This window comes from Bacillus salipaludis (assembly GCF_030938565.1).
Taxonomy (GTDB): domain Bacteria; phylum Bacillota; class Bacilli; order Bacillales; family Cytobacillaceae; genus Neobacillus; species Neobacillus salipaludis_A.
Genome location: NZ_JAVGVR010000001.1, coordinates 1,812,283 through 1,830,386 on the forward strand (window position 1 = coordinate 1,812,283; position 18,104 = coordinate 1,830,386).

General features: G+C 38.2%; 18 protein-coding genes, 1 pseudogene and 1 riboswitch. Of the genes and pseudogenes, 10 read left to right on the top strand and 9 right to left on the bottom strand.

What is annotated here, in order from left to right; genetic code table 11:
* Positions 1-213 precede the first annotated feature (213 nt).
* Positions 214-1,488 carry a M48 family metallopeptidase gene (locus RCG21_RS08895; RefSeq protein ID WP_133339486.1) on the top strand — a complete coding sequence of 425 codons (1,275 nt, stop codon included), beginning with the start codon at positions 214-216 and terminating at the stop codon, positions 1,486-1,488.
* Positions 1,489-1,578: 90 nt separating this feature from the next.
* Here the strand turns inward: RCG21_RS08895 and RCG21_RS08900 are convergent, their stop codons facing one another.
* Positions 1,579-1,812 carry an IDEAL domain-containing protein gene (locus tag RCG21_RS08900; protein WP_026574472.1) on the bottom strand — a complete coding sequence of 78 codons (234 nt, stop codon included), beginning with the start codon at positions 1,810-1,812 and terminating at the stop codon, positions 1,579-1,581.
* Between the two features lie 191 nt (positions 1,813-2,003).
* On the opposite strand from RCG21_RS08900, the gene RCG21_RS08905 reads away from it, so the two are divergent.
* Positions 2,004-2,573 (top strand): competence protein ComK, encoded by a 570-nt coding sequence (locus RCG21_RS08905; RefSeq protein WP_308913089.1) that lies wholly within the window; start codon positions 2,004-2,006, stop codon positions 2,571-2,573.
* A 13-nt stretch (positions 2,574-2,586) separates the two neighbouring features.
* Here the strand turns inward: RCG21_RS08905 and RCG21_RS08910 are convergent, their stop codons facing one another.
* Positions 2,587-2,952 carry a YhjD family protein gene (locus RCG21_RS08910; RefSeq protein ID WP_133339482.1) on the bottom strand — a complete coding sequence of 122 codons (366 nt, stop codon included), beginning with the start codon at positions 2,950-2,952 and terminating at the stop codon, positions 2,587-2,589.
* 266 nt (positions 2,953-3,218) lie between these two features.
* On the opposite strand from RCG21_RS08910, the gene RCG21_RS08915 reads away from it, so the two are divergent.
* The 5 genes and pseudogenes from RCG21_RS08915 (at position 3,219) to addA (ending at position 12,803) form a co-directional block, all read left to right on the top strand.
* Positions 3,219-4,151, top strand: coding sequence for an LCP family protein (locus RCG21_RS08915; RefSeq protein ID WP_133339480.1), 933 nt, complete (start codon positions 3,219-3,221; stop codon positions 4,149-4,151).
* Between the two features lie 33 nt (positions 4,152-4,184).
* Positions 4,185-4,841 (top strand): TVP38/TMEM64 family protein, encoded by a 657-nt coding sequence (locus RCG21_RS08920; RefSeq protein WP_133339478.1) that lies wholly within the window; start codon positions 4,185-4,187, stop codon positions 4,839-4,841.
* Positions 4,831-5,385 carry a signal peptidase I gene (gene lepB / locus RCG21_RS08925; protein ID WP_133339476.1) on the top strand — a complete coding sequence of 185 codons (555 nt, stop codon included), beginning with the start codon at positions 4,831-4,833 and terminating at the stop codon, positions 5,383-5,385. Before RCG21_RS08920 ends, lepB begins: the two co-directional genes overlap by 11 nt.
* A gap of 155 nt (positions 5,386-5,540) precedes the next feature.
* The gene (addB, locus tag RCG21_RS08930) at positions 5,541-9,026 is read left to right on the top strand and encodes a helicase-exonuclease AddAB subunit AddB (RefSeq protein ID WP_133339474.1); all 3,486 of its coding nucleotides are present in this window, start codon (positions 5,541-5,543) and stop codon (positions 9,024-9,026) included.
* Positions 9,019-12,803: pseudogene (gene addA / locus RCG21_RS08935) on the top strand (helicase-exonuclease AddAB subunit AddA). The gene addB and the pseudogene addA overlap by 8 nt, the downstream one beginning before the upstream one ends.
* 44 nt (positions 12,804-12,847) lie before the next feature.
* On the opposite strand, the gene RCG21_RS08940 reads toward addA, so the two are convergent.
* The 6 genes from RCG21_RS08940 to RCG21_RS08965 all read right to left on the bottom strand — a co-directional run bounded on the left by RCG21_RS08940 (position 12,848) and on the right by RCG21_RS08965 (position 14,883).
* A complete protein-coding gene (locus tag RCG21_RS08940; RefSeq protein ID WP_133339470.1) occupies positions 12,848-13,066 on the bottom strand; it encodes a spore germination protein in 219 nt (72 codons plus the stop codon).
* A 45-nt stretch (positions 13,067-13,111) separates the two neighbouring features.
* Positions 13,112-13,501: a spore germination protein GerPE gene (locus RCG21_RS08945; protein ID WP_133339468.1), complete on the bottom strand. Its 390-nt coding sequence runs from the start codon at positions 13,499-13,501 to the stop codon at positions 13,112-13,114.
* Positions 13,482-13,688, bottom strand: a complete 207-nt coding sequence (locus tag RCG21_RS08950) for a spore germination protein GerPD (protein WP_133339466.1) — start codon at positions 13,686-13,688, stop codon at positions 13,482-13,484. The genes RCG21_RS08945 and RCG21_RS08950 overlap by 20 nt, the downstream gene beginning before the upstream one ends.
* Complete coding sequence (gerPC, locus tag RCG21_RS08955) at positions 13,685-14,302, bottom strand: spore germination protein GerPC (RefSeq protein WP_133339464.1); 618 nt, start codon at positions 14,300-14,302, stop codon at positions 13,685-13,687. The genes RCG21_RS08950 and gerPC overlap by 4 nt, the downstream gene beginning before the upstream one ends.
* 93 nt (positions 14,303-14,395) lie before the next feature.
* Entirely contained in the window at positions 14,396-14,644 is a 249-nt protein-coding gene (locus RCG21_RS08960) for a spore germination protein GerPB (protein WP_133339462.1), read from the bottom strand.
* Positions 14,645-14,661: 17 nt separating this feature from the next.
* Positions 14,662-14,883, bottom strand: a complete 222-nt coding sequence (locus tag RCG21_RS08965; RefSeq protein WP_026574484.1) for a spore germination protein — start codon at positions 14,881-14,883, stop codon at positions 14,662-14,664.
* Positions 14,884-15,071: 188 nt separating this feature from the next.
* On the opposite strand from RCG21_RS08965, the gene RCG21_RS08970 reads away from it, so the two are divergent.
* The 3 genes from RCG21_RS08970 (at position 15,072) to RCG21_RS08980 (ending at position 17,458) form a co-directional block, all read left to right on the top strand.
* On the top strand, positions 15,072-15,467 hold the full coding sequence (locus RCG21_RS08970) for a globin domain-containing protein (RefSeq protein ID WP_026574485.1): 396 nt from the start codon (positions 15,072-15,074) through the stop codon (positions 15,465-15,467).
* Positions 15,468-15,700: 233 nt separating this feature from the next.
* A riboswitch (cyclic di-GMP riboswitch) is annotated at positions 15,701-15,786 on the top strand.
* Between the two features lie 129 nt (positions 15,787-15,915).
* Positions 15,916-17,007, top strand: a complete 1,092-nt coding sequence (locus RCG21_RS08975; protein ID WP_133339460.1) for a TadA family conjugal transfer-associated ATPase — start codon at positions 15,916-15,918, stop codon at positions 17,005-17,007.
* A 91-nt stretch (positions 17,008-17,098) separates the two neighbouring features.
* Entirely contained in the window at positions 17,099-17,458 is a 360-nt protein-coding gene (locus RCG21_RS08980) for a YisL family protein (RefSeq protein ID WP_133339458.1), read from the top strand.
* A gap of 30 nt (positions 17,459-17,488) precedes the next feature.
* Here the strand turns inward: RCG21_RS08980 and RCG21_RS08985 are convergent, their stop codons facing one another.
* Positions 17,489-18,052 (bottom strand): DUF2777 domain-containing protein, encoded by a 564-nt coding sequence (locus RCG21_RS08985; RefSeq protein WP_133339456.1) that lies wholly within the window; start codon positions 18,050-18,052, stop codon positions 17,489-17,491.
* Positions 18,053-18,104 lie beyond the last annotated feature (52 nt).

The following is an 18,104-nucleotide window of genomic DNA, read 5'->3' on the forward strand; positions in this document are numbered from 1 at the left end:
GTCCAATGACGGACGGAAACAGCTGCAGGTTTCCTTGCAGCCGTTTGTGGTGCGATCGTTATAATTGTTGAACTAGAGTCGATTGTCGTTCTGGAAGTATTCTCCTACCTCATGTAATTCGGCAAAAACAGGCTTTTTTTAATGTTCAGTTCTAAAACAGCGCTTTTTAACTAAACTAAGTAAAGAGAGGTTGTACAAAAAGGAGGACAATTCATGGTACGGAAAATGGGGATTTATGCGGTTCTGGCCTATGTGATATATGGGTTGTTTTTTTATTGGTACTTATTCTATTTTGCCGATACAAAACTGCCCTTTGAATATCAAGGGTCAAAAGCCGACCCTGCCACTTTCCTAAATGGAAGGGAACTAATGCTGAGTGAAGAGTATTCGAAGATAAGAAATCTTTTATTTTTCTTATCCACCCCATTTGAATGGCTTTTCTACTTTGTCATTTTATTATTTGGCTTTTCAAGGGCCTTCAAACGCTGGGCGGAAAGCACTTCTAAGTATAAACTGCTTCAAACGGCAATTTATCTGATTTGGTTATCATTCTTTGCTTATGTGGCAACCTTCCCGTTAAGCTATATAAGCTATTCCTTATCAAAAACCTATCACATCTCGACACAAACCTTCCCATCGTGGATGAAGGATGAATTAATTGACTTTTGGATTAATTATGGGACATGGCTGATTATTGTTCCAGTCATATATTGGCTGATGAAAAAAAGCAAGCGCTGGTGGTTCTATGCTTGGCTGTTATCCATTCCTTTTACATTATTTATGATGTTCTTACAGCCGGTTGTGATTGACCCATTGTATAATGACTTCTATCCCTTGAAAAATAAGGAACTTGAAACAAAAATATTAACGATGGCTGATAAAGCTCACATACCGGCAAAACATGTTTTTGAAGTGAATATGGCGGAAAAAACAAATTCAATGAATGCATATGTAACGGGGATTGGTTCCAATGCGCGGATTGTCCTTTGGGATACAACCTTAAATCAACTATCGGATCGACAAATTTTATTTATCATGGCACATGAAATGTGCCACTATGTGGAGAAACATATTTATTTTGGAATAGCAGGTTATTTGCTGCTTTCACTGCTGGGATTGTATTTAGCCAATCGAATAATGGATTGGGCGATTAAACGTTGGGGAACTGAACTGAAGATACCGGAAAAGAGGGATATACGCTCATTGCCGTTGTTTTTAATGATTATTTCATTCCTAATGTTTGCAGCAAGCCCATTTACAAACCTTATTTCCCGTTATGAAGAGTCACGTGCGGACAATTATGCGATTCATATGACCAAAGATCCGGAGGCCGCCATTACCTCCTTCCAGGAATTAACCAAGTCAGGCTTAAGCCAAGTAAATCCACCTCTCTTGGTAAAAATATTCCGCTATGATCATCCGTCCATGCTAGATCGGATTTCAATGCTCGAAGAATATGAAATCAAACATCGGAAGCAGATAAAATAAAAAATGGTTAAGGACTGATGTGCTTTTTCAGTCCTTTTCGTTCTTGGAACAAAAAAGAGCCGTCCATTTTTGGACGGCTCTTAAAAAAATTTAAGTTCCAAATCGCTTATTAAGCTCTCTAAGCTGGCCGGATAATAAGAAAAATGCCTTTTTGTCCCGATGATCAATGGCACAGTCAATTTTTTTTAACAGCTTTTCCTTTTCAATGTTTAATTGGACTTCTGCTAGGAGCATTTCAATGTACAAATCCTGAACGTAATTTTCTTTCTTTTGACGTTTCATGGCACCAATTTTCATTAATTCCGTGTAGGATTTTTCATTCATGAAAATCACCCCTGATGCTTTTTTTTATTATATGGATTTTTTCAGATAAAATCAAACAAATATTTATAATCTTCAGAAATAATCTTCTTGACATTAATTGTGACCAATTTGGTAACGATTCGAAAAAATCAAGATATTGGCAAATGAACATGATATGATGGAAAAAATAGAATAATGGGGAGTTGGCGGTATTGAAGCAAAATCAGATTGAAGAATATGAAATTAATTCTGGTACCATGTTTATTCGGCCTGTAGAGTATGGCAGTAAAATATATTCACAAATTTTTGAGGAAGAGGATGAGTTTCTTTCTCCATTTAAGCCTTTGGATATAATTAAAAAAAGCTGTGATTATTTTGGCTGTGATTACGAAAGCCGGAAGAAAGGAACAAGACAACTCATTGGGATTACACATAAAATTCCAATCGCGATTGAACCGTCCAACCGCCTCTATTTTTTCCCAACTACATCACCGACCCGTTCTGAATGCATTTGGATTTCACATGATCATGTAAAGGAACATCGCCGTATTTCCAATCAGCAAACACTCATTACCTTTCGCAATAAACAGGCACACTTATTTCCAGTTCCTTATAGCACGATTGACAATCAATTATTAAGAACATCTTTTTTAAGAACAAAGTTAATGCAAAGAATTGAATTTAATGATAGAAAATCATTTTATTTGATGCAAAAACCAGTTTCGATGGAGGCCTCAGAAAACACCCGAAAATATGGTGAAGATCTTTTTACAAAAAATTAAACATAGCGCAAATCTAACGGGCCGAGTGCTTTTTTAAAAAATAGAGCTCGATTAACTCTTGAACTTTATTTCGGATTCTTGGATTAAAGTAACTATGGCTTTCTTCATAGCCCTTATATAAGAACAGATACATCGTAAAGGCATCGTCCCGTTTTGTTTCGGTTACTTGGAGTTTATTCTTTTTCATATATTGTTTAGCCTCTGCCAATTCTCTTTGGACCTCTTTCATCGTTTCCTCAATTAATCCCAAATAAGGTTTTTTTAATTTAAAAGGACTCTTTTCCACTACGCTTAAATCCCGGTTTAAGATAATTAAAACCATTGGTAAGTAAATGGCTTTCTCCATAATATTACGGTCTTCTTCAGGAATTCTTGTCATTTGATTTAAGCTCCTTCCTGTTATTTGATTCGAACGTTTGTTCCTATATTTTATAAAAAAAGATATGAAAAGGCAATAGGCTCTCTAAGGATGCTGTACTTACAACCGCTTCGTTTTCATATGCTGTTTTTTTTCGTTAGGAAATCTTTAAGAAAGTTTTTTATAGAAGGGTATCGAGTAGGGGAAAATGAAGATAGAAGAAACTTGTGTTTTGGTACAAGCGTCTATATAGGTGGGAAAATTTAACTAGGATGGGTGATGGATGAATGAGATATGAACAAAATCAGAAAAAGAAAAAAGGAAAATGGCGTTCTGTTCTGATGGTAATCCTTGTATTGCTGATAGCCGGTACAGGCTATTCTTATTACCAATATAAACAAGGAGTGAACCAATCATTAAAAAAAGTAAGCAAAACAGATAAAGTAGTTTATACCTTTGATGGGAAAAAGGACCAATACGGGGATACAAACATTCTCATGCTGGGCAGTGATGCAAGAGGGAATGAAGTATCAAGAGCTGATACCATCATGATTGCCCATTATAATGAAAATAAAGGAACATATAAACTTACTTCCATTATGAGGGATAGTTATATAGATATTCCGGGCTATGGTAAGCATAAAATTAACTCTGCGTTTGCTCGTGGCGGCCCTGATTTGATGAGGAAAACGATTAAAGAAAATTTCGATATTGATCTACAATACTATGCGATCGTCCATTTTCAAGGATTTGTTCAATTAATTGATGAGGCGTTTCCAGATGGTGTAAAGATTGATGTTGAAAAGGCCATGTCAAAAAATATTGGAGTATCGCTTAAACCGGGGGTTCAAAGACTAAACGGAAAGGAAATGCTGGGCTATGTTCGTTTCCGCCATGATGCGATTGGAGATTTTGGACGCGTAAAACGGCAACAGCAGGCAGTGAAAGCAATTGGAGATCAGCTGACAAGCATAAACACAATTCCGAAAATACCAAAATTAATTGGTGTAATTACACCATATATCAATACAAACATGAAAACATCCGATATAATATTTATGTCAACAAATTATTTCTCCAAAAGGGAAGGTCCTGTTGAGACCTTAAGGATTCCCGTGGACAATAGTTATACCAATCAACGGATTTATGGAGAAGGAGCGGTATTAGCCATTGATGTTGCTAAAAATCGGGAGGCCCTTCACCAATTTATTAAAAAATAGAATTAGCAAGGTTCGGCAAAGAGGAGAGGTATGATGGATTTTGAGATGATAAAGGAGTGGTTTTCACTCGATAATATCATGGATTTAATAAAGCAATATCGTTCACTTGGCCCGTTGCCGGGGATATTGCTTCCAATGCTTGAAGCCTTTTTGCCATTCTTGCCACTTTTTTTATTTGTAATGGCCAATGCAAGTGCTTTTGGATTATGGTGGGGATTTTTATTTTCTTGGCTTGGTGCTTGTGTTGGTGCATTACTGCTTTTTTTCGTTATCAGAAGATTTGGGCAAAGGCGTTTATTATCTTTTCTACCAAAACATCCAAAAGTTCGCAAATTAATGGATTGGGTGGACCGTCACGGATTTGGCCCGCTATTTATACTTCTTTGTTTCCCCTTTACACCATCGGCCTTGGTAAATATTGTTGCCGGTCTATCTAAAATTAGTATGTATCAATATATGCTAGCCGTTTTTATTGGGAAAATGGTGATGATTTTTACCATTAGTTTTGTTGGCTATGATCTCCATTCACTCATTACGAAGCCTTACCGAACGATTATTGTAGTGGGCGTAATTTTCATTCTTTGGTATGTTGGAAAAAGAATTGAAGTAAGATTGAATAGAAGAATTGAAAATGACCATAATGGGGAAAAAGAGGGATTGGATCGATGGAGGAGTTTCAATGAAGATTGAATGGAAAAAGGAAGGCGTGGAATGGATTAAGGCTTTTGCAATTGGAATCATTATTTTTGCTTTTATTCGGACATTTTTCTTTTCAAACTACATAGTTGAAGGGGAGTCAATGATGCCAACTCTTCAGGACGGGAACAAACTTGTTGTGAATAAGCTTGGTTACCAAATTGGAGATCTAAACCGATTTGACGTGATCGTCTTTCATGCCAATCAAAAGGAAGATTTCGTCAAACGTATCATTGGATTGCCAGGGGATAAAATTGTTTATCGTGATGATCATTTATATGTAAATGGAAAAAAGTATAAGGAGTCATTTTTAGATATTTATAAACAAAAAAACCCAGGAGTAAAATTAACAGGTGATTTTACATTAAAAGAAATTACCGGGGTAAATACAGTGCCTGCCGGTAAGCTATTCGTTCTTGGCGATAATCGATTAGGCAGCTGGGACAGCCGCCATTTTGGCTTCATCTCAGTCAATCAAGTGGTTGGCAAAGTGGATTTACGCTACTGGCCATTAAACGAAATGGATGTCCATTTTTAAAATAAAACTTTAAGCAGGGAGCATGTTAGCATGCTCTTTTTTTGCTGCGAATTTTTTACCATTTTTGGTTGCATAAAACGGACGTAATTCCAAACGTTTGTGCCCATTTCGTGATAAAATGAAAAACAGAGAGATTAGGGAATGGAGGTCCGTACATGTCAGTAAGAATGATCATCGGGCGGTCTGGAAGCGGCAAAACATCGCTGTGTTTAAACGAAATACGAGATCGCTTAATGGAAAATCCAATGGGTAAACCAATTATTTACATTGTTCCCGAGCAAATGACGTTTTTATCGGAGTATCATTTAGCAAGAGATCCGCAAATTGGCGGTACGATTCGAGCCCAGGTTTATAGTTTTCCGCGGCTGGCATGGAGAATTTTACAAGAAACGGGCGGAATCAGCCGATACCATTTAAGCAATGTCGGTATGAGTATGCTGATTCGTAAAATCATTGAAGAACAAAAGGAACAATTAAATTTGTTCGAGCGTGCTGCAGATAAACAAGGCTTTATTCAACAATTAGAGCAAATGATTATTGAATTTAAGCGGTATTGTGTTCGGCCTGAAGAACTGATCGAAGGGTCAGTAAAACTCGGCAATGAATCCGCTAAGGCACTTCAAGATAAATTACATGATTTAGAAATTATCTATAAACATTTTGAAGATGAGGTTTTTGGAAAATACATTGACTCTGAAGACTATTTTCACCTCCTTTCAGAAAAAGTGACATCTTCCCGATATCTAAAGGAAGCAGAAATCTATATTGATGGATTTTACAGCTTTACACCACAGGAATATCTTGTCATAAAGGAACTCATGAGGAATTGCCGAAGCGTTACCATTGCGATGACGACAGATCATGTATCTGTTCATGCAGCACCTGATGAACTTGATTTATTCAGACTGTCTTCTGATGCTTGTCATTCTATTTTTGAAATGGCGAGCGCGGAAGGGATAGAGGTGGAAGAGCCGATTCTACTAAAAAACCAACAAAAGTGGAATCAACCGTCCTTACGCCATCTTGAGGAAATGTTCGATGAGAGGCCTGTTGTGCCATATGAAGGGCCAACGGCGATTCATATTGGTCAAGCAGTCAGCAGGCGGGCCGAAATAGAAGGGATTGCGAGAGAAATACGTGAATTGGTCCGGACAAAAGGGTACCGCTACCGCGATATAGCCTTAGTGATCCGTAATGGAGGGGACTATCATGATCTTTTGGTCCCGGTCTTTGATGACCATCAAATTCCTTATTTTATCGACCAAAAAAGAACGATGTTAAACCATCCTCTTATCGAATTCCTTCGTTCAAGCCTGGAGGTTATTCAAACGTATTGGCGCTATGAGCCAATATTTAGGGTAATTAAAACGGAATTGCTTTACCCACTTCAGGAGAATCCCGATAAAATGCGTGAAAAAATGGACCGACTCGAAAACTATTGCCTAGCTTATGGTATAAAAGGAAGTAAGTGGACGAAAAAAGAGCGGTGGAGTTACCGCCGTTCCTACGGTTTGGAGTTAGAAACAGTTCAAACGGATGCTGAAAAGGAAATTGAACAGGAATTAAATGAATTGAAACTTATGGTATCTGCCCCTATATTACGATTATCTAGACGTTTGAAAAAAGCAGATACCGGACGAAGGCTTTGTGAAGCCATTTACTTATATTTAGAAGAATTAGAGGTACCTGCCAAGCTTGAAAAGTGGAAATTGGCTGAAGAGGAACAAGGCAATCTTGTTAAAATGCGGGAACATGAACAGGTCTGGAATGCAGTGATAGACCTTTTAGACCAATACGTAGAAATCCTAGGGGAAGAACCGATTTCATTAAAAGCATATACGGCTATTTTAGAAGCAGGATTTGAATCCCTGCGTTTTTCTCTTATTCCTCCGGCAATCGACCAAGTTTTAATCGGAGACTTGGAGAAATCAAGATTAACAGAAATCAAGGTCGCATTCGTGGTCGGTGTTAATGAAGGGGTATTGCCTGCAAAACTAACGGATGAAGGAATACTAGCAGATGATGAACGAGAAATGTTGATGATTGCAGGTATCAAGGTTGCACCAAGCAGCAGGACACGCCTTCTTGATGAAAACTTTTTAGCCTATAAAGCACTGACAATCCCGTCAGATTTGCTTTATGTTACCTATCCGCTTGCTAATAACGAGGGAAAAGCACTTATTCCTTCCTCTTATATTAAAAGAGTAAAAGATATGTTCCCAGGATTAGTTGAACATGTTTTTGTAAACGACCCAGTGGAGCTGGTGGAGGAAGATCAGCTTAGCTTTGTTTCAAATCCAACTTCAACACTGTCTTATTTAACGGCTCAACTTCAATTAAAGAAGAGGAATTATTCGATTTCTCCTCTTTGGTGGAAGGTATATAACTTTTATATAGAAGGTGTAGGTAAGGCCCAGGCTGAAAAAATTTTATCCAGCCTTTTTTACACCAATCAAACGGTAAACCTTTCAAAGGATGTAGCAGAGGAATTGTACGGAGAGACCATTCAGGCAAGTGTTTCAAGAATGGAATTATTCAATGGATGTGCTTTTTCTCATTTTGCCCAGCATGGTCTCAAACTAAGGGAACGACAAATCTTCCGGTTGGAAGCACCTGATATTGGGGAATTATTCCATGCAGCACTAAAGCATATATCAGATACCGTAAATGAACAAAAGATTTCTTGGAGTAATTTAACGAGGCAGCAATGTGAAGTTTTATCAAAAGAAGCGGTTAATACTTTAGCTCCTAAGCTGCAAAATGAAATTTTACTGAGCTCTGAACGCCATCATTATATTAAAAGAAAATTGGAGCAAATTATTACCCGTGCCTCTTTAGTTTTAAGTGAACATGCCAAGGTTAGCGGCTTTTCACCGATTGGCTTAGAGTTAGGGTTTGGCACAAAAGGAGAACTTCCTCCATTAAGCTTTTCTTTAAAAAATGGAAAGAAAATGGAGTTGGCAGGCCGGATTGACCGTGTGGATCAAGCAAAAGATGAAAACGGAAGTGTCTTTTTGCGGGTAATTGACTACAAATCCAGTGAAAAAGATGTTAATTTAGGCGAAGTTTATTATGGGCTTGCATTGCAAATGCTGACCTATCTCGATATCGTTATTACCCATTCAAAAGAGCTGGTAGAAATGGAAGCGACTCCTGCTGGTGTTCTTTATTTCCATGTTCACAACCCGTTTATTAGTACGAAAAAAATGTTAACCATCGATGAAATCGAAAAGGAAATTATGAAAAAGTTTAAAATGAACGGGTTAATGCTGAGTGATCAAAATGTCATTCGTTTGATGGATCAAACACTTGAATCCGGTGATTCACAAATTATTTCTGCGGGAATCAAAAAAGACGGAAATTTATCTAAAAAGTCCAAAGTAGCCAGCATAAATGAATTTGAAAATTTACGGCATTATGTTCGAAATCTCTATCAAAAAACGGGAAATTCGATTATTGATGGGGCGGTTCAGATCGCACCATATAAGCTAAAAGATAAAACACCCTGTACATTTTGTGCCTATAAATCAGTTTGTCAATTTGACGAAGCAATCGAAGATAACAAGTACCGGATTTTAGCTCCGCACTCAAAAGAGGATGTTCTTGAGTTGATTGGAAAGGAGAGTAACCAGAATGAGTAAATTAATGATCCCGCCTATGCCGGAAGGGGCAACCTGGACAGAAGATCAATGGAAGGCGATCATGGCGAAAAATAAGGATATACTTGTTGCAGCAGCAGCAGGATCGGGGAAAACTGCAGTCCTTGTTGAGCGAATCATTCAAAAGATCCTTTCGACAGATGACCCAATCGATGTGGATGAATTGCTGGTGGTTACTTTCACAAATGCTTCAGCGGCAGAAATGCGCCATCGTATTGGTGAAGCATTAGAGAAAGCTATTGACCATGATCCGGAATCAAGACATTTAAGAAAACAGCTTAGTTTATTAAATAAAGCGTCTATTTCTACGCTGCACTCCTTTTGTATGGAAGTAATCCGCAAGTATTATTATTTAATCGATGTTGACCCAGGGTTCCGGATCGCGGATGAGACTGAAGCTCAATTAATTAGAGATGAAGTCATGGATGAATTGTTTGAAGAACAATATGGAAAGCCGGAAAATGAGGCATTTTTTACCCTGGTTGATTCGTTTACGAACGATCGGAACGACGCTGCCTTAATGGATATTGTCCGCTCCATTTATGATTTTGCACGTTCGAACCCGGAACCGGAAAAGTATTTGGAATCGATTCTTAAAATGTACGATGTCACATCGATAACGACAATTGAAAATTTACCATTTATTGGGCCGCTTCTTTATGATATTGAATTGCAGCTAGAGGCTGCTAAGGAAATGATTATGAGTTGTTTGGAAATCGCAAAACAGCCAGGCGGTCCACACCCTAGGTCAGAAAACTTTTTAGATGATTTAAATGTTATTGATACGCTTATATCGGCGAATCGAGATTCATGGCAAACGCTTTACAACGCCATGCAGGCCTGGTCTTTTTCCAGAGCTAAGCCAGTTAAAGGGGACGAATATAATAAAGATTTAACCGAAAAAGCCCAAAAACTACGGGACAAAGCGAAGAAAAAGCTGACTGATTTAAAGGATGAACTTTTTTCGAGAAAGCCTGAAAGTTTCTTGCGTGATATGGAGGAAATGTATCCGCTGATTGAGACACTTATTCGTTTGGTAAGTGACTTTTCAGAACGGTTCGAGAAAGAGAAAAAGGAAAAAGGACTAGTAGATTATGCCGATTTAGAGCATAATTGTCTGCGAATTCTCACTGGGGTAATTACCAATGAAGGTGAATTTCTCCCGTCAAGTGCTGCTTTAGCCTACAAAAAGCATTTTAAAGAAATATTTGTCGATGAATACCAGGACACGAATATGGTTCAGGAAACGATCTTAAAGCTGGTGGCAAACGAAAATGAACTAAACGGCAATTTGTTCATGGTTGGGGATGTCAAACAATCTATTTATCGTTTTCGACTTGCGGAACCCAATTTATTCTTAGGAAAATATAATCGATTTCGCCATGATGGAGAATTATCGGGCCTTAAAATTGACCTAGCCCGAAATTTTAGAAGCCGAAAAGAAGTTTTAGATGGAACGAATTTTTTATTCAAACAAATCATGGGAGTAAAGGTTGGGGAAATTGAATATGATGAAGCGGCTGAACTCCGTAATGGTGCCCCTTATCCTGAGGAGGAGCCTTATCCGGTAGAGCTATTGCTTGTAGATTTAAATAAAGAGCAGAAAGAAACCCATGGTACAGAGGATGAAGGAGATACACCGGAGGCTGAGTTTGATGCGGTTGATTTAGAAAAGTCACAGCTTGAAGCAAGAGTGATGGCTTCGAAAATTAAGGCATTAGTCTCTAGTGGCAGACAGGTATATCAAACTAAAACAAAAACCAGCCGTCCTCTTATGTATCGGGATATTGTCATTTTGCTCAGGTCGATGACATGGGCGCCGCAAATTCTTGAAGAGTTCAAGCAGCAGGGAATACCCATTTATGCAAATTTATCATCAGGCTACTTTGAAGCAACCGAAATCGCGATCATGCTGTCATTGCTTCGTGTAATCGACAATCCCTATCAGGATATCCCTTTGGCGTCTGTTCTTCGTTCTCCCATTGTCGGGCTAAATGAAGAAGAGCTTGCCAAAATTCGAATTCATAAAAAAGAGGGTCCTTTTGGGATGCAGTTCGTGCGTTTTCGAGGAGTACGGAGGCCGAAAATACCGAAGTGTTTTTCAAAAAAGTCCGTCGTTTTTCTGAGTTATTGAATGAATGGCGGGTGACAGCCAGAAAAGGAGCACTTTCAGAACTGATCTGGCAGCTTTACCGAGATACCTATTTTTATGACTTTGTAGGAGGATTACCAGGCGGCAAACAGCGTCAGGCGAACTTGAACGCTTTATATGATCGGGCCCGGCAGTACGAACAAACCTCCTTCAGAGGATTATTCAGGTTTTTACGGTTTATCGAAAGGATGATTGAACGCGGAGATGACCTGGGGGCGGCAAGAGCGCTTGGAGAGCAGGAAGATGTTGTTCGGGTTATGACCATCCATAGCAGTAAAGGTCTTGAATTTCCGGTTGTATTTGTTGCAGGGATGTCCCGTAATTTTAATATGTCGGATATTCGAAATTCCTATATGCTTGATAAGGAGTATGGATTTGCTGCCAAATATGTAAATGTAGAAAAAAGAATTACCTTCCCGTCCTTGCCGCAAATGGCTTTTAAGAGAAAAAAGAAAATGGAAATGCTTGCGGAGGAAATGCGCGTATTGTATGTTGCTTTAACGCGGGCAAAGGAAAAACTATATTTACTTGGTACAGTAAATGATGCCGGTAAAAAAATAGACCAATGGAATGATGGGGCGACAAATCAGGAATGGCTTTTAAAGGACTATGAAAGGGCATCTGCTTACTGTTATATGGATTGGATTGGTCCAGCATTGGTTCGGCATCAGGATTGTGCAGATTTAAGAGTCTCTGAAAATAAGGACTTGCAAACTTCCAGTGAAATTATGTGCCATCCTTCGGCATGGGAGATTTCCATTTTGACGAGTGAAATTCTTAAAAATCAAGAAATAGGCAATGAGGGTGAGCAAGATGACAATTTAGATTTAGTAAGATTGTCCAAGTCCGTGTTGGTTGATTCACCCTATGCTGGAGAAATACAGGATCGGTTGACATGGGAATATATCCACCGGGATGCTGTGGCCAATCGTTCAAAACAATCCGTTTCAGAAATGAAACGGCAAAGGGAGATTTCGGATGAGCAGAGTGGTACCGACCTTATTCGAAGGTTTAACAAGCCGATTTTAAAGCGGCCGAAGTTTATGCAAGAAAAACAATTGACCCCTGCGGAGCGTGGTACAGCTCTTCATATGGTGATGCAGCATGTTGATTTAACAAAACCAGTCAGTGTTGAGTCGATCCAAGCACAAATAAATAATATGGTCGTGAATGAATTATTGACAGTTGAACAAGCACAGGTAATCGATGCCCGGTTAATTGTTCAATTTTTTACATCGGAATTGGGGAAAAGGCTGTGCGCTGCGAAAGAGATTTACCGTGAAGTTCCTTTTACCATATCACTCCCTGCAGAAGAGGTATACATCAATTGGAAAGACGATACAGAATCAATCTTTGTTCAAGGGATTATTGATTGTATATTTGAAGATGACCAAGGGCTGGTACTGATTGATTACAAATCAGATGGAATAACGGACCGATATAAAGGCGGGTTTGAGCAGGCAAAACCAATACTTCATGAACGTTATAAAGTGCAGATTAATTTATATACAAAGGCAATTGAGCAAATTTGGAAAAGAAAAGTGAATGAACGCTATTTGTTTTTCTTCGATGGTGCCCATATGTTAAATTTGGATAATACGCGATAAACTAAAAAAACGACATAAACCAGTTCATAGGTTTATGTCGTTTTTTAATTGTTTCCAACAATGGGCTGATCAATTAGATCGGTATCCAATACATTTGTTCCACTGATAGCGTTGTTGGTAACAACAATTCCACCGGTATTAAATCCCCCAGAGCCTCCATTAGCTTTTGCAGTGCTTTTTGGCGAAATATAAAACGTATCACCAAATTGAACAATTCCTCCACTTACCGTAACGATTTGTACAGGGCCAATAATTGCTGGCATCAAAAACATCCTTTACCATAAAAATGTCTAAGGTAACATATGCGGCTATTGCATATCCTGTTCATGCCCAAAGGGGAGTTCTTGCCGAATATGTTTTACCCTAGCCTCCATTGAAATATTTCTACTGTTTCCTACATGTAAAATCGAGGATGATGAAATACCGATAATATCAATATTTTTCACTTTAATTATTGGTTTTGGATTGTGAGGTATAAATGAAATGGCTTCGTCGATAGGCGGTAATGGAATAGGTTTTTTAAAAATCATATAGGTTGGGAAATTTCCCTCATTTCCGTAGAATATTTCAGCTTCTCTTTGAACTGCGATGGCGCGGGAAAATCCATTAACGATGCAGGAATCCCCAAGCTGAATAATCGAGGAGTAGGATAGGACCATTACATTTAATCGGTCAACATTAGATGTTCGTTGTAGCATAACCAGGGGTCACATCCGGTTCTAGCGGAACAAATGGTCCGATAATTAATGATTCAGCAGGAGTGTCGAAAGCTGAGGCCAATTGAATCGTTTGGGTATCACCCACAAGGACTAAAGAAGAACTGGCTACACCAGTAATTTGAATGTTTCCTACTACCAGCTCACGGTTATAAACTTCAAGGATCATTCGATATTCATTCCTTTCACATTATCTGGTAAATTATTGAAAAAGGTATAAACACCATTATGAATTTCCTGTTTCAGTAATTCTATAATTCGATTTTCCACTAACGTTTTATTTTCCTCTGATTGTTCATTTACAGGAATGGATTTTAAATGATATTCAATTCTATTGGGAAGCTGTTTGATTATATCCTGTTTGATGAAAGCTAAATAGGACTCATTTGGCTGGAGTCTTAATTGTTTTTCGGTATCCTCAATTATTTGTGGTAAATCTATTTCCAAATAACGATAAATCGCCTCTTCAATTTTCATTGACCGCTGCATTTGGTCCTTTGGAGAAATTGGGGTATTTAATGATTGACCTTGTATCGCAAAATCCTCAATACCGGATAAATCATTAGGATTAAGGCCAATCGAAAGCGTGCCTTCAAGAGTTTCAACCTTTAACTGATCAAATTTATATTCAATTGTATCAACATGAATCGTTGGCTTTTCTCCTATTTGCTTTAAATCGTTCTGCATTTTCTGCAAAGCCTGTTCTAATGCAGCAATCCTTTTTTCCTGTGTTTGAATGTTTGACAGCAGCCACTGAAGATATTGGTATAAATCCTGATACATTTAAAATCACCCCGTCTAGTCGTCTCCCTATCCTAAATAAATATATATGCGGAACGACCTGAGACATGCTAATTATTTTTGATAACGGGGAATTTACTCATCCATTCTTACCGGTGCCTGCAATGGAACAGCCGGTGCCAGAATTTGTGAGGACTGTGGCGTTTGGAGAACTTCACCGGGCTTGATAGCTTGCGGTGCCGGTCCTGTAAACCCGCCAGTGTTGTACAAATAAGCGGCCGGTTTAATGATACCAGCACTGCCAATTTGCAGGACAGAGGAATTGGTAATCCCGCCAATTTTGATAAAATTAATTTGAATGGACTGCTGGATGTAAAAATTCATTCTAGATCACCCATTCATTACATATTAAAGGCATTTGCTTGATCAATCATGTCTGGATCCGTTGTATTAGTGGAACTTAAATTGTTATGGACGTTTAAACGTTCCCCAGTGTTAAAGGAACCTGCTCCAGAGAATGTTTTAGCAGCAGCAAAGGGCATAATTTTATAAACATCTCCAATGTGAAAAACTGAACTGTTCCCCAGTGTAATGACCTGAGCAACTCCAACAATGGCCGGCATAAATCAACACCCTTTTTTATAAGTTTCTTTACTTATCATATGTATAGGCGGATATAATGTGATTCATTCGCCCAAAAAATGTAGGCCCTAAAAATTACAAGCTGTTTTTGTGTGATATGAATCACAAAACTATTCTTAATTTAAGTTTATAATTATAAAAATAGTAAATATTAAAGTGGGTGAAGAAAATGAATTATCAATTTAAGACGCTTTATAATGAAATTGGCGGACAAGAAACAATTGATCAGCTTGTTAATGCCTTTTATCCACGTGTATATGATGATAAAGATTTAAGGCCATTATTTGAGGGCGATATGAGTGAAATTATGAGAAAACAGCGCATGTTTTTGCCGCAGTTCTTAGGCGGGCCAGCGCTATACAGCCAGGAATTTGGACCACCGGCGATGCGTGATCGGCATCTGCCATTTGAAGTGACACCTAAAAGGGCAAGGGCTTGGCTCCGTTGTATGTGGGAGGCATTTCAGGAAATTGGTCTGGATCAAAATCCGGCCGGATTAGCATTCTATGACCGTTTAACACAAGTTGCCGGAATCATGGTTAACAGTCCAGATTCGGATGAATAAATATAGGTTTAAATCCTCTTGCTGATTCAGGCAGGGGGATTTTTCTTTCTAGTGATATAGGATGAAAGTCCATTTTTCTACAAAAGTAATCAATAGTTATGACGTTAAAAAGATAAAATAGTCAAAAAGAACTATCGTTTTTGTTAGTAAATAAGAAAAAAGTTGGGTATTCTCCGAGGGGAAAACGTTCTATGATGGGATTACGAGATCAGTCGGTATAAGAAAGACACTGAACTCGATAAAGGCAAAGCTGATGAAAATCAGTGACGCAAAGCTACAGGGGCTAAGGTGCTACGCACGATGCCAGCCAGTTACCGAAAGATCAGGGTGTTTTATCACAATATTTTTTAGAAAGCATAGGCACTCTATGTTCTGAAGAGTATTGTGTCTACAACCCCCCTTTAGGTAAAGGCGGGGTTATTTTTTTTGGGAAAGGCAGGGTGTATTAATGGGTTTAATAAATAAAAATAAAAGAAACCAAAGTGGCGGTGAGGCAGCTAAAAAGGCATCTTTTGTTAAACTCAATTCATCCTCTCCCAATCATGCGAATCATAAAGCAAGTTGTAATCAAGGATTACTATGCGATTTTGCGGAATTCTCCCAGCTTAGACAACTCCTTTTAGATCAGGACGTTTCGGAAGTAATGGTGAATGGTCCTAATCAGGTTTACTGTGAACGGAAGGGGAAATTGATCTTAACCCCCATCCAATTTTCGGATAATAAACATGTTATAAGATTAATAGAAAAAATGATAGCTCCACTTGGGCGAAGAATTAACGAGAGTTCGCCAATGGTGGATGCAACGCTTCCCGATGGGTCGCATGTGAATGCAATTATTCCGCCATTAGCAATTAATGGACCGGCTATTACGATTCGAAAGATTTCAAAGGAATCTTATAAAATGAATGATTTAATTAATTTTGGTACAGTAACAGAGGATATTGCAGTTTTCTTGAATGCATGCGTAAAAGCCAGGCTCAATCTGTTTCTCAGTGGTGGGACAGGTTCAGGTAAATCGACTACTCTCAATGCTCTGAAAAATTTTATTCCGAATGGTGAACGTTTGATAGATATTGAGGAAGAAGAAAAGGTAGCAACAGACTATATTATAATTGATGAAATTTGCGGAGAGGAAGCATTTGATTTGCTTCAAGCTCTGAATACTAGTAACACGGGGGCTTTGGCTGCAGGACATTCCAATTGCCCAAGGGATATGATTATTCGTTTGGAAACGATGGTGCGTATAGTAAGAGTGGATTTAGAGGTAAGGGCTACTCGAAACCTAATCGCAAAAGCACTTAATGTGATTATTCATCAATCACGTTTAAAGGATGGTTCCAGAAAAATAACTAGTATTACAGAGGTTTTAGGAGTGGAAGAAGATAGAATCTTATTACAGGAGATTTTTACCTTTAAACAAGAAGGAATCAATCGGAAAGGGGAAATTATCGGTCGTTTGGTACCAACTGGCGTAAGGCCGAAATTTTATCAGCAGCTTGAAGCAACAGGTATAGCCATGCCGACTTCTTTATTTCATTAACAATATTGTCAGGATTTAAGCCTTAATTTTTAGTAATTTTAATTTGCCTGTGATATGATAGTTTGGACTATACATAAGGAGGCAAATTTACATGATTCACGCACATATTACGACATGGATTGTAGCACTTATTTTATTTTTTGTTGCACTTTCTTTAAATAAAAGCGGCAAAACAAAAGGTGCCAAAATTGTCCAAATGATTTTAAGATTATTTTATCTATTGATTATTGCAACAGGTGTTGGTCTGCTCTCGCAGGTATCTATTATTGACTGGAAATATATTTTAAAAGCAGTAGCTGGGCTATGGGTAATCGGAACCTTTGAAATGATTTTAACACGGGTAAAAAATGATCGTAGGACTTCCGTTTTTTGGATTCAGTTTGTTGTGGCTTTCGCCCTTGCTTTATATTTAGGATTTGCCGTACTGCCAATGTCTTTCCTACATCCATAAAAAAAGGCTGCCTTTATCGGCAGCTTTTTTTTATGAAATCATTTTCTCAATGATTAACCTTTTCCCTGTATTCAATGTAAATTCAAATCGATCATTGACCTTTTCAAAATAGAAAAAATGGTGCTGCACATTGCAAATTTGTTCCTGATTATCAAAAACAATAAAATTCACCCCATCCTTTCGCTGTTCCTCTGATAAGAAAGATAAATGGTTATAGCAGTAGATACAATCATAAATAGAAAAACCTAATGAGTTTAGGGTAGTAACAAATTGAAAAAAGGCATCATCATTAATCCCTTCAAGCAATCTCTCCAGGGAATACACCAAATGCTTCTTGATTCTTACTTGATCATGGTCACGAAGCATAATGACTTCGTTTCCCAAACGGATTTTTCCTGACTCAAATAAAATCCCTCTTCTCCAGCGATTCATCCGGAAGATTTCCATTTCTTGCTGATGAAAATCATCAAGCATGTTTGCTTCTTCCGTTTCCTCATCAAAGAAAATCCATTGATCATTTATTTGCTCAACAGTTCCTTGGTTAAAGGCTCTTTGTTGATTATCATAAAGTTTATTTCGCTGCTGTCGATTCATGTTTAAACCTCCGTGCCAAATGCTTTCATCTTCTTTGTTGACATCTTCTTGC

Excerpts from the sequence above, each read along its gene's own strand:
- RCG21_RS08965 (WP_026574484.1), bottom strand. The coding sequence starts at position 14,883 with ATGCCGGCCATTGTTGGAGTTGCTCAGGTCATTACACTGGGGAACAGT.
- RCG21_RS08915 (WP_133339480.1), top strand. The coding sequence starts at position 3,219 with ATGAGATATGAACAAAATCAGAAAAAGAAAAAAGGAAAATGGCGTTCT.
- RCG21_RS08940 (WP_133339470.1), bottom strand. The coding sequence starts at position 13,066 with ATGCCAGCAATTATTGGCCCTGTACAAATCGTTACGGTAAGTGGAGGA.
- gerPC (WP_133339464.1), bottom strand. The coding sequence starts at position 14,302 with ATGTATCAGGATTTATACCAATATCTTCAGTGGCTGCTGTCAAACATT.
- RCG21_RS08980 (WP_133339458.1), top strand. The coding sequence starts at position 17,099 with ATGATTCACGCACATATTACGACATGGATTGTAGCACTTATTTTATTT.
- RCG21_RS08945 (WP_133339468.1), bottom strand. The coding sequence starts at position 13,501 with ATGCTACAACGAACATCTAATGTTGACCGATTAAATGTAATGGTCCTA.
- RCG21_RS08970 (WP_026574485.1), top strand. The coding sequence starts at position 15,072 with ATGAATTATCAATTTAAGACGCTTTATAATGAAATTGGCGGACAAGAA.
- RCG21_RS08975 (WP_133339460.1), top strand. The coding sequence starts at position 15,916 with ATGGGTTTAATAAATAAAAATAAAAGAAACCAAAGTGGCGGTGAGGCA.
- RCG21_RS08960 (WP_133339462.1), bottom strand. The coding sequence starts at position 14,644 with ATGAATTTTTACATCCAGCAGTCCATTCAAATTAATTTTATCAAAATT.
- RCG21_RS08920 (WP_133339478.1), top strand. The coding sequence starts at position 4,185 with ATGGATTTTGAGATGATAAAGGAGTGGTTTTCACTCGATAATATCATG.
- RCG21_RS08910 (WP_133339482.1), bottom strand. The coding sequence starts at position 2,952 with ATGACAAGAATTCCTGAAGAAGACCGTAATATTATGGAGAAAGCCATT.
- lepB (WP_133339476.1), top strand. The coding sequence starts at position 4,831 with ATGAAGATTGAATGGAAAAAGGAAGGCGTGGAATGGATTAAGGCTTTT.
- RCG21_RS08950 (WP_133339466.1), bottom strand. The coding sequence starts at position 13,688 with ATGATCCTTGAAGTTTATAACCGTGAGCTGGTAGTAGGAAACATTCAA.
- RCG21_RS08895 (WP_133339486.1), top strand. The coding sequence starts at position 214 with ATGGTACGGAAAATGGGGATTTATGCGGTTCTGGCCTATGTGATATAT.
- addB (WP_133339474.1), top strand. The coding sequence starts at position 5,541 with ATGTCAGTAAGAATGATCATCGGGCGGTCTGGAAGCGGCAAAACATCG.
- RCG21_RS08985 (WP_133339456.1), bottom strand. The coding sequence starts at position 18,052 with ATGAATCGACAGCAGCGAAATAAACTTTATGATAATCAACAAAGAGCC.
- RCG21_RS08900 (WP_026574472.1), bottom strand. The coding sequence starts at position 1,812 with ATGAATGAAAAATCCTACACGGAATTAATGAAAATTGGTGCCATGAAA.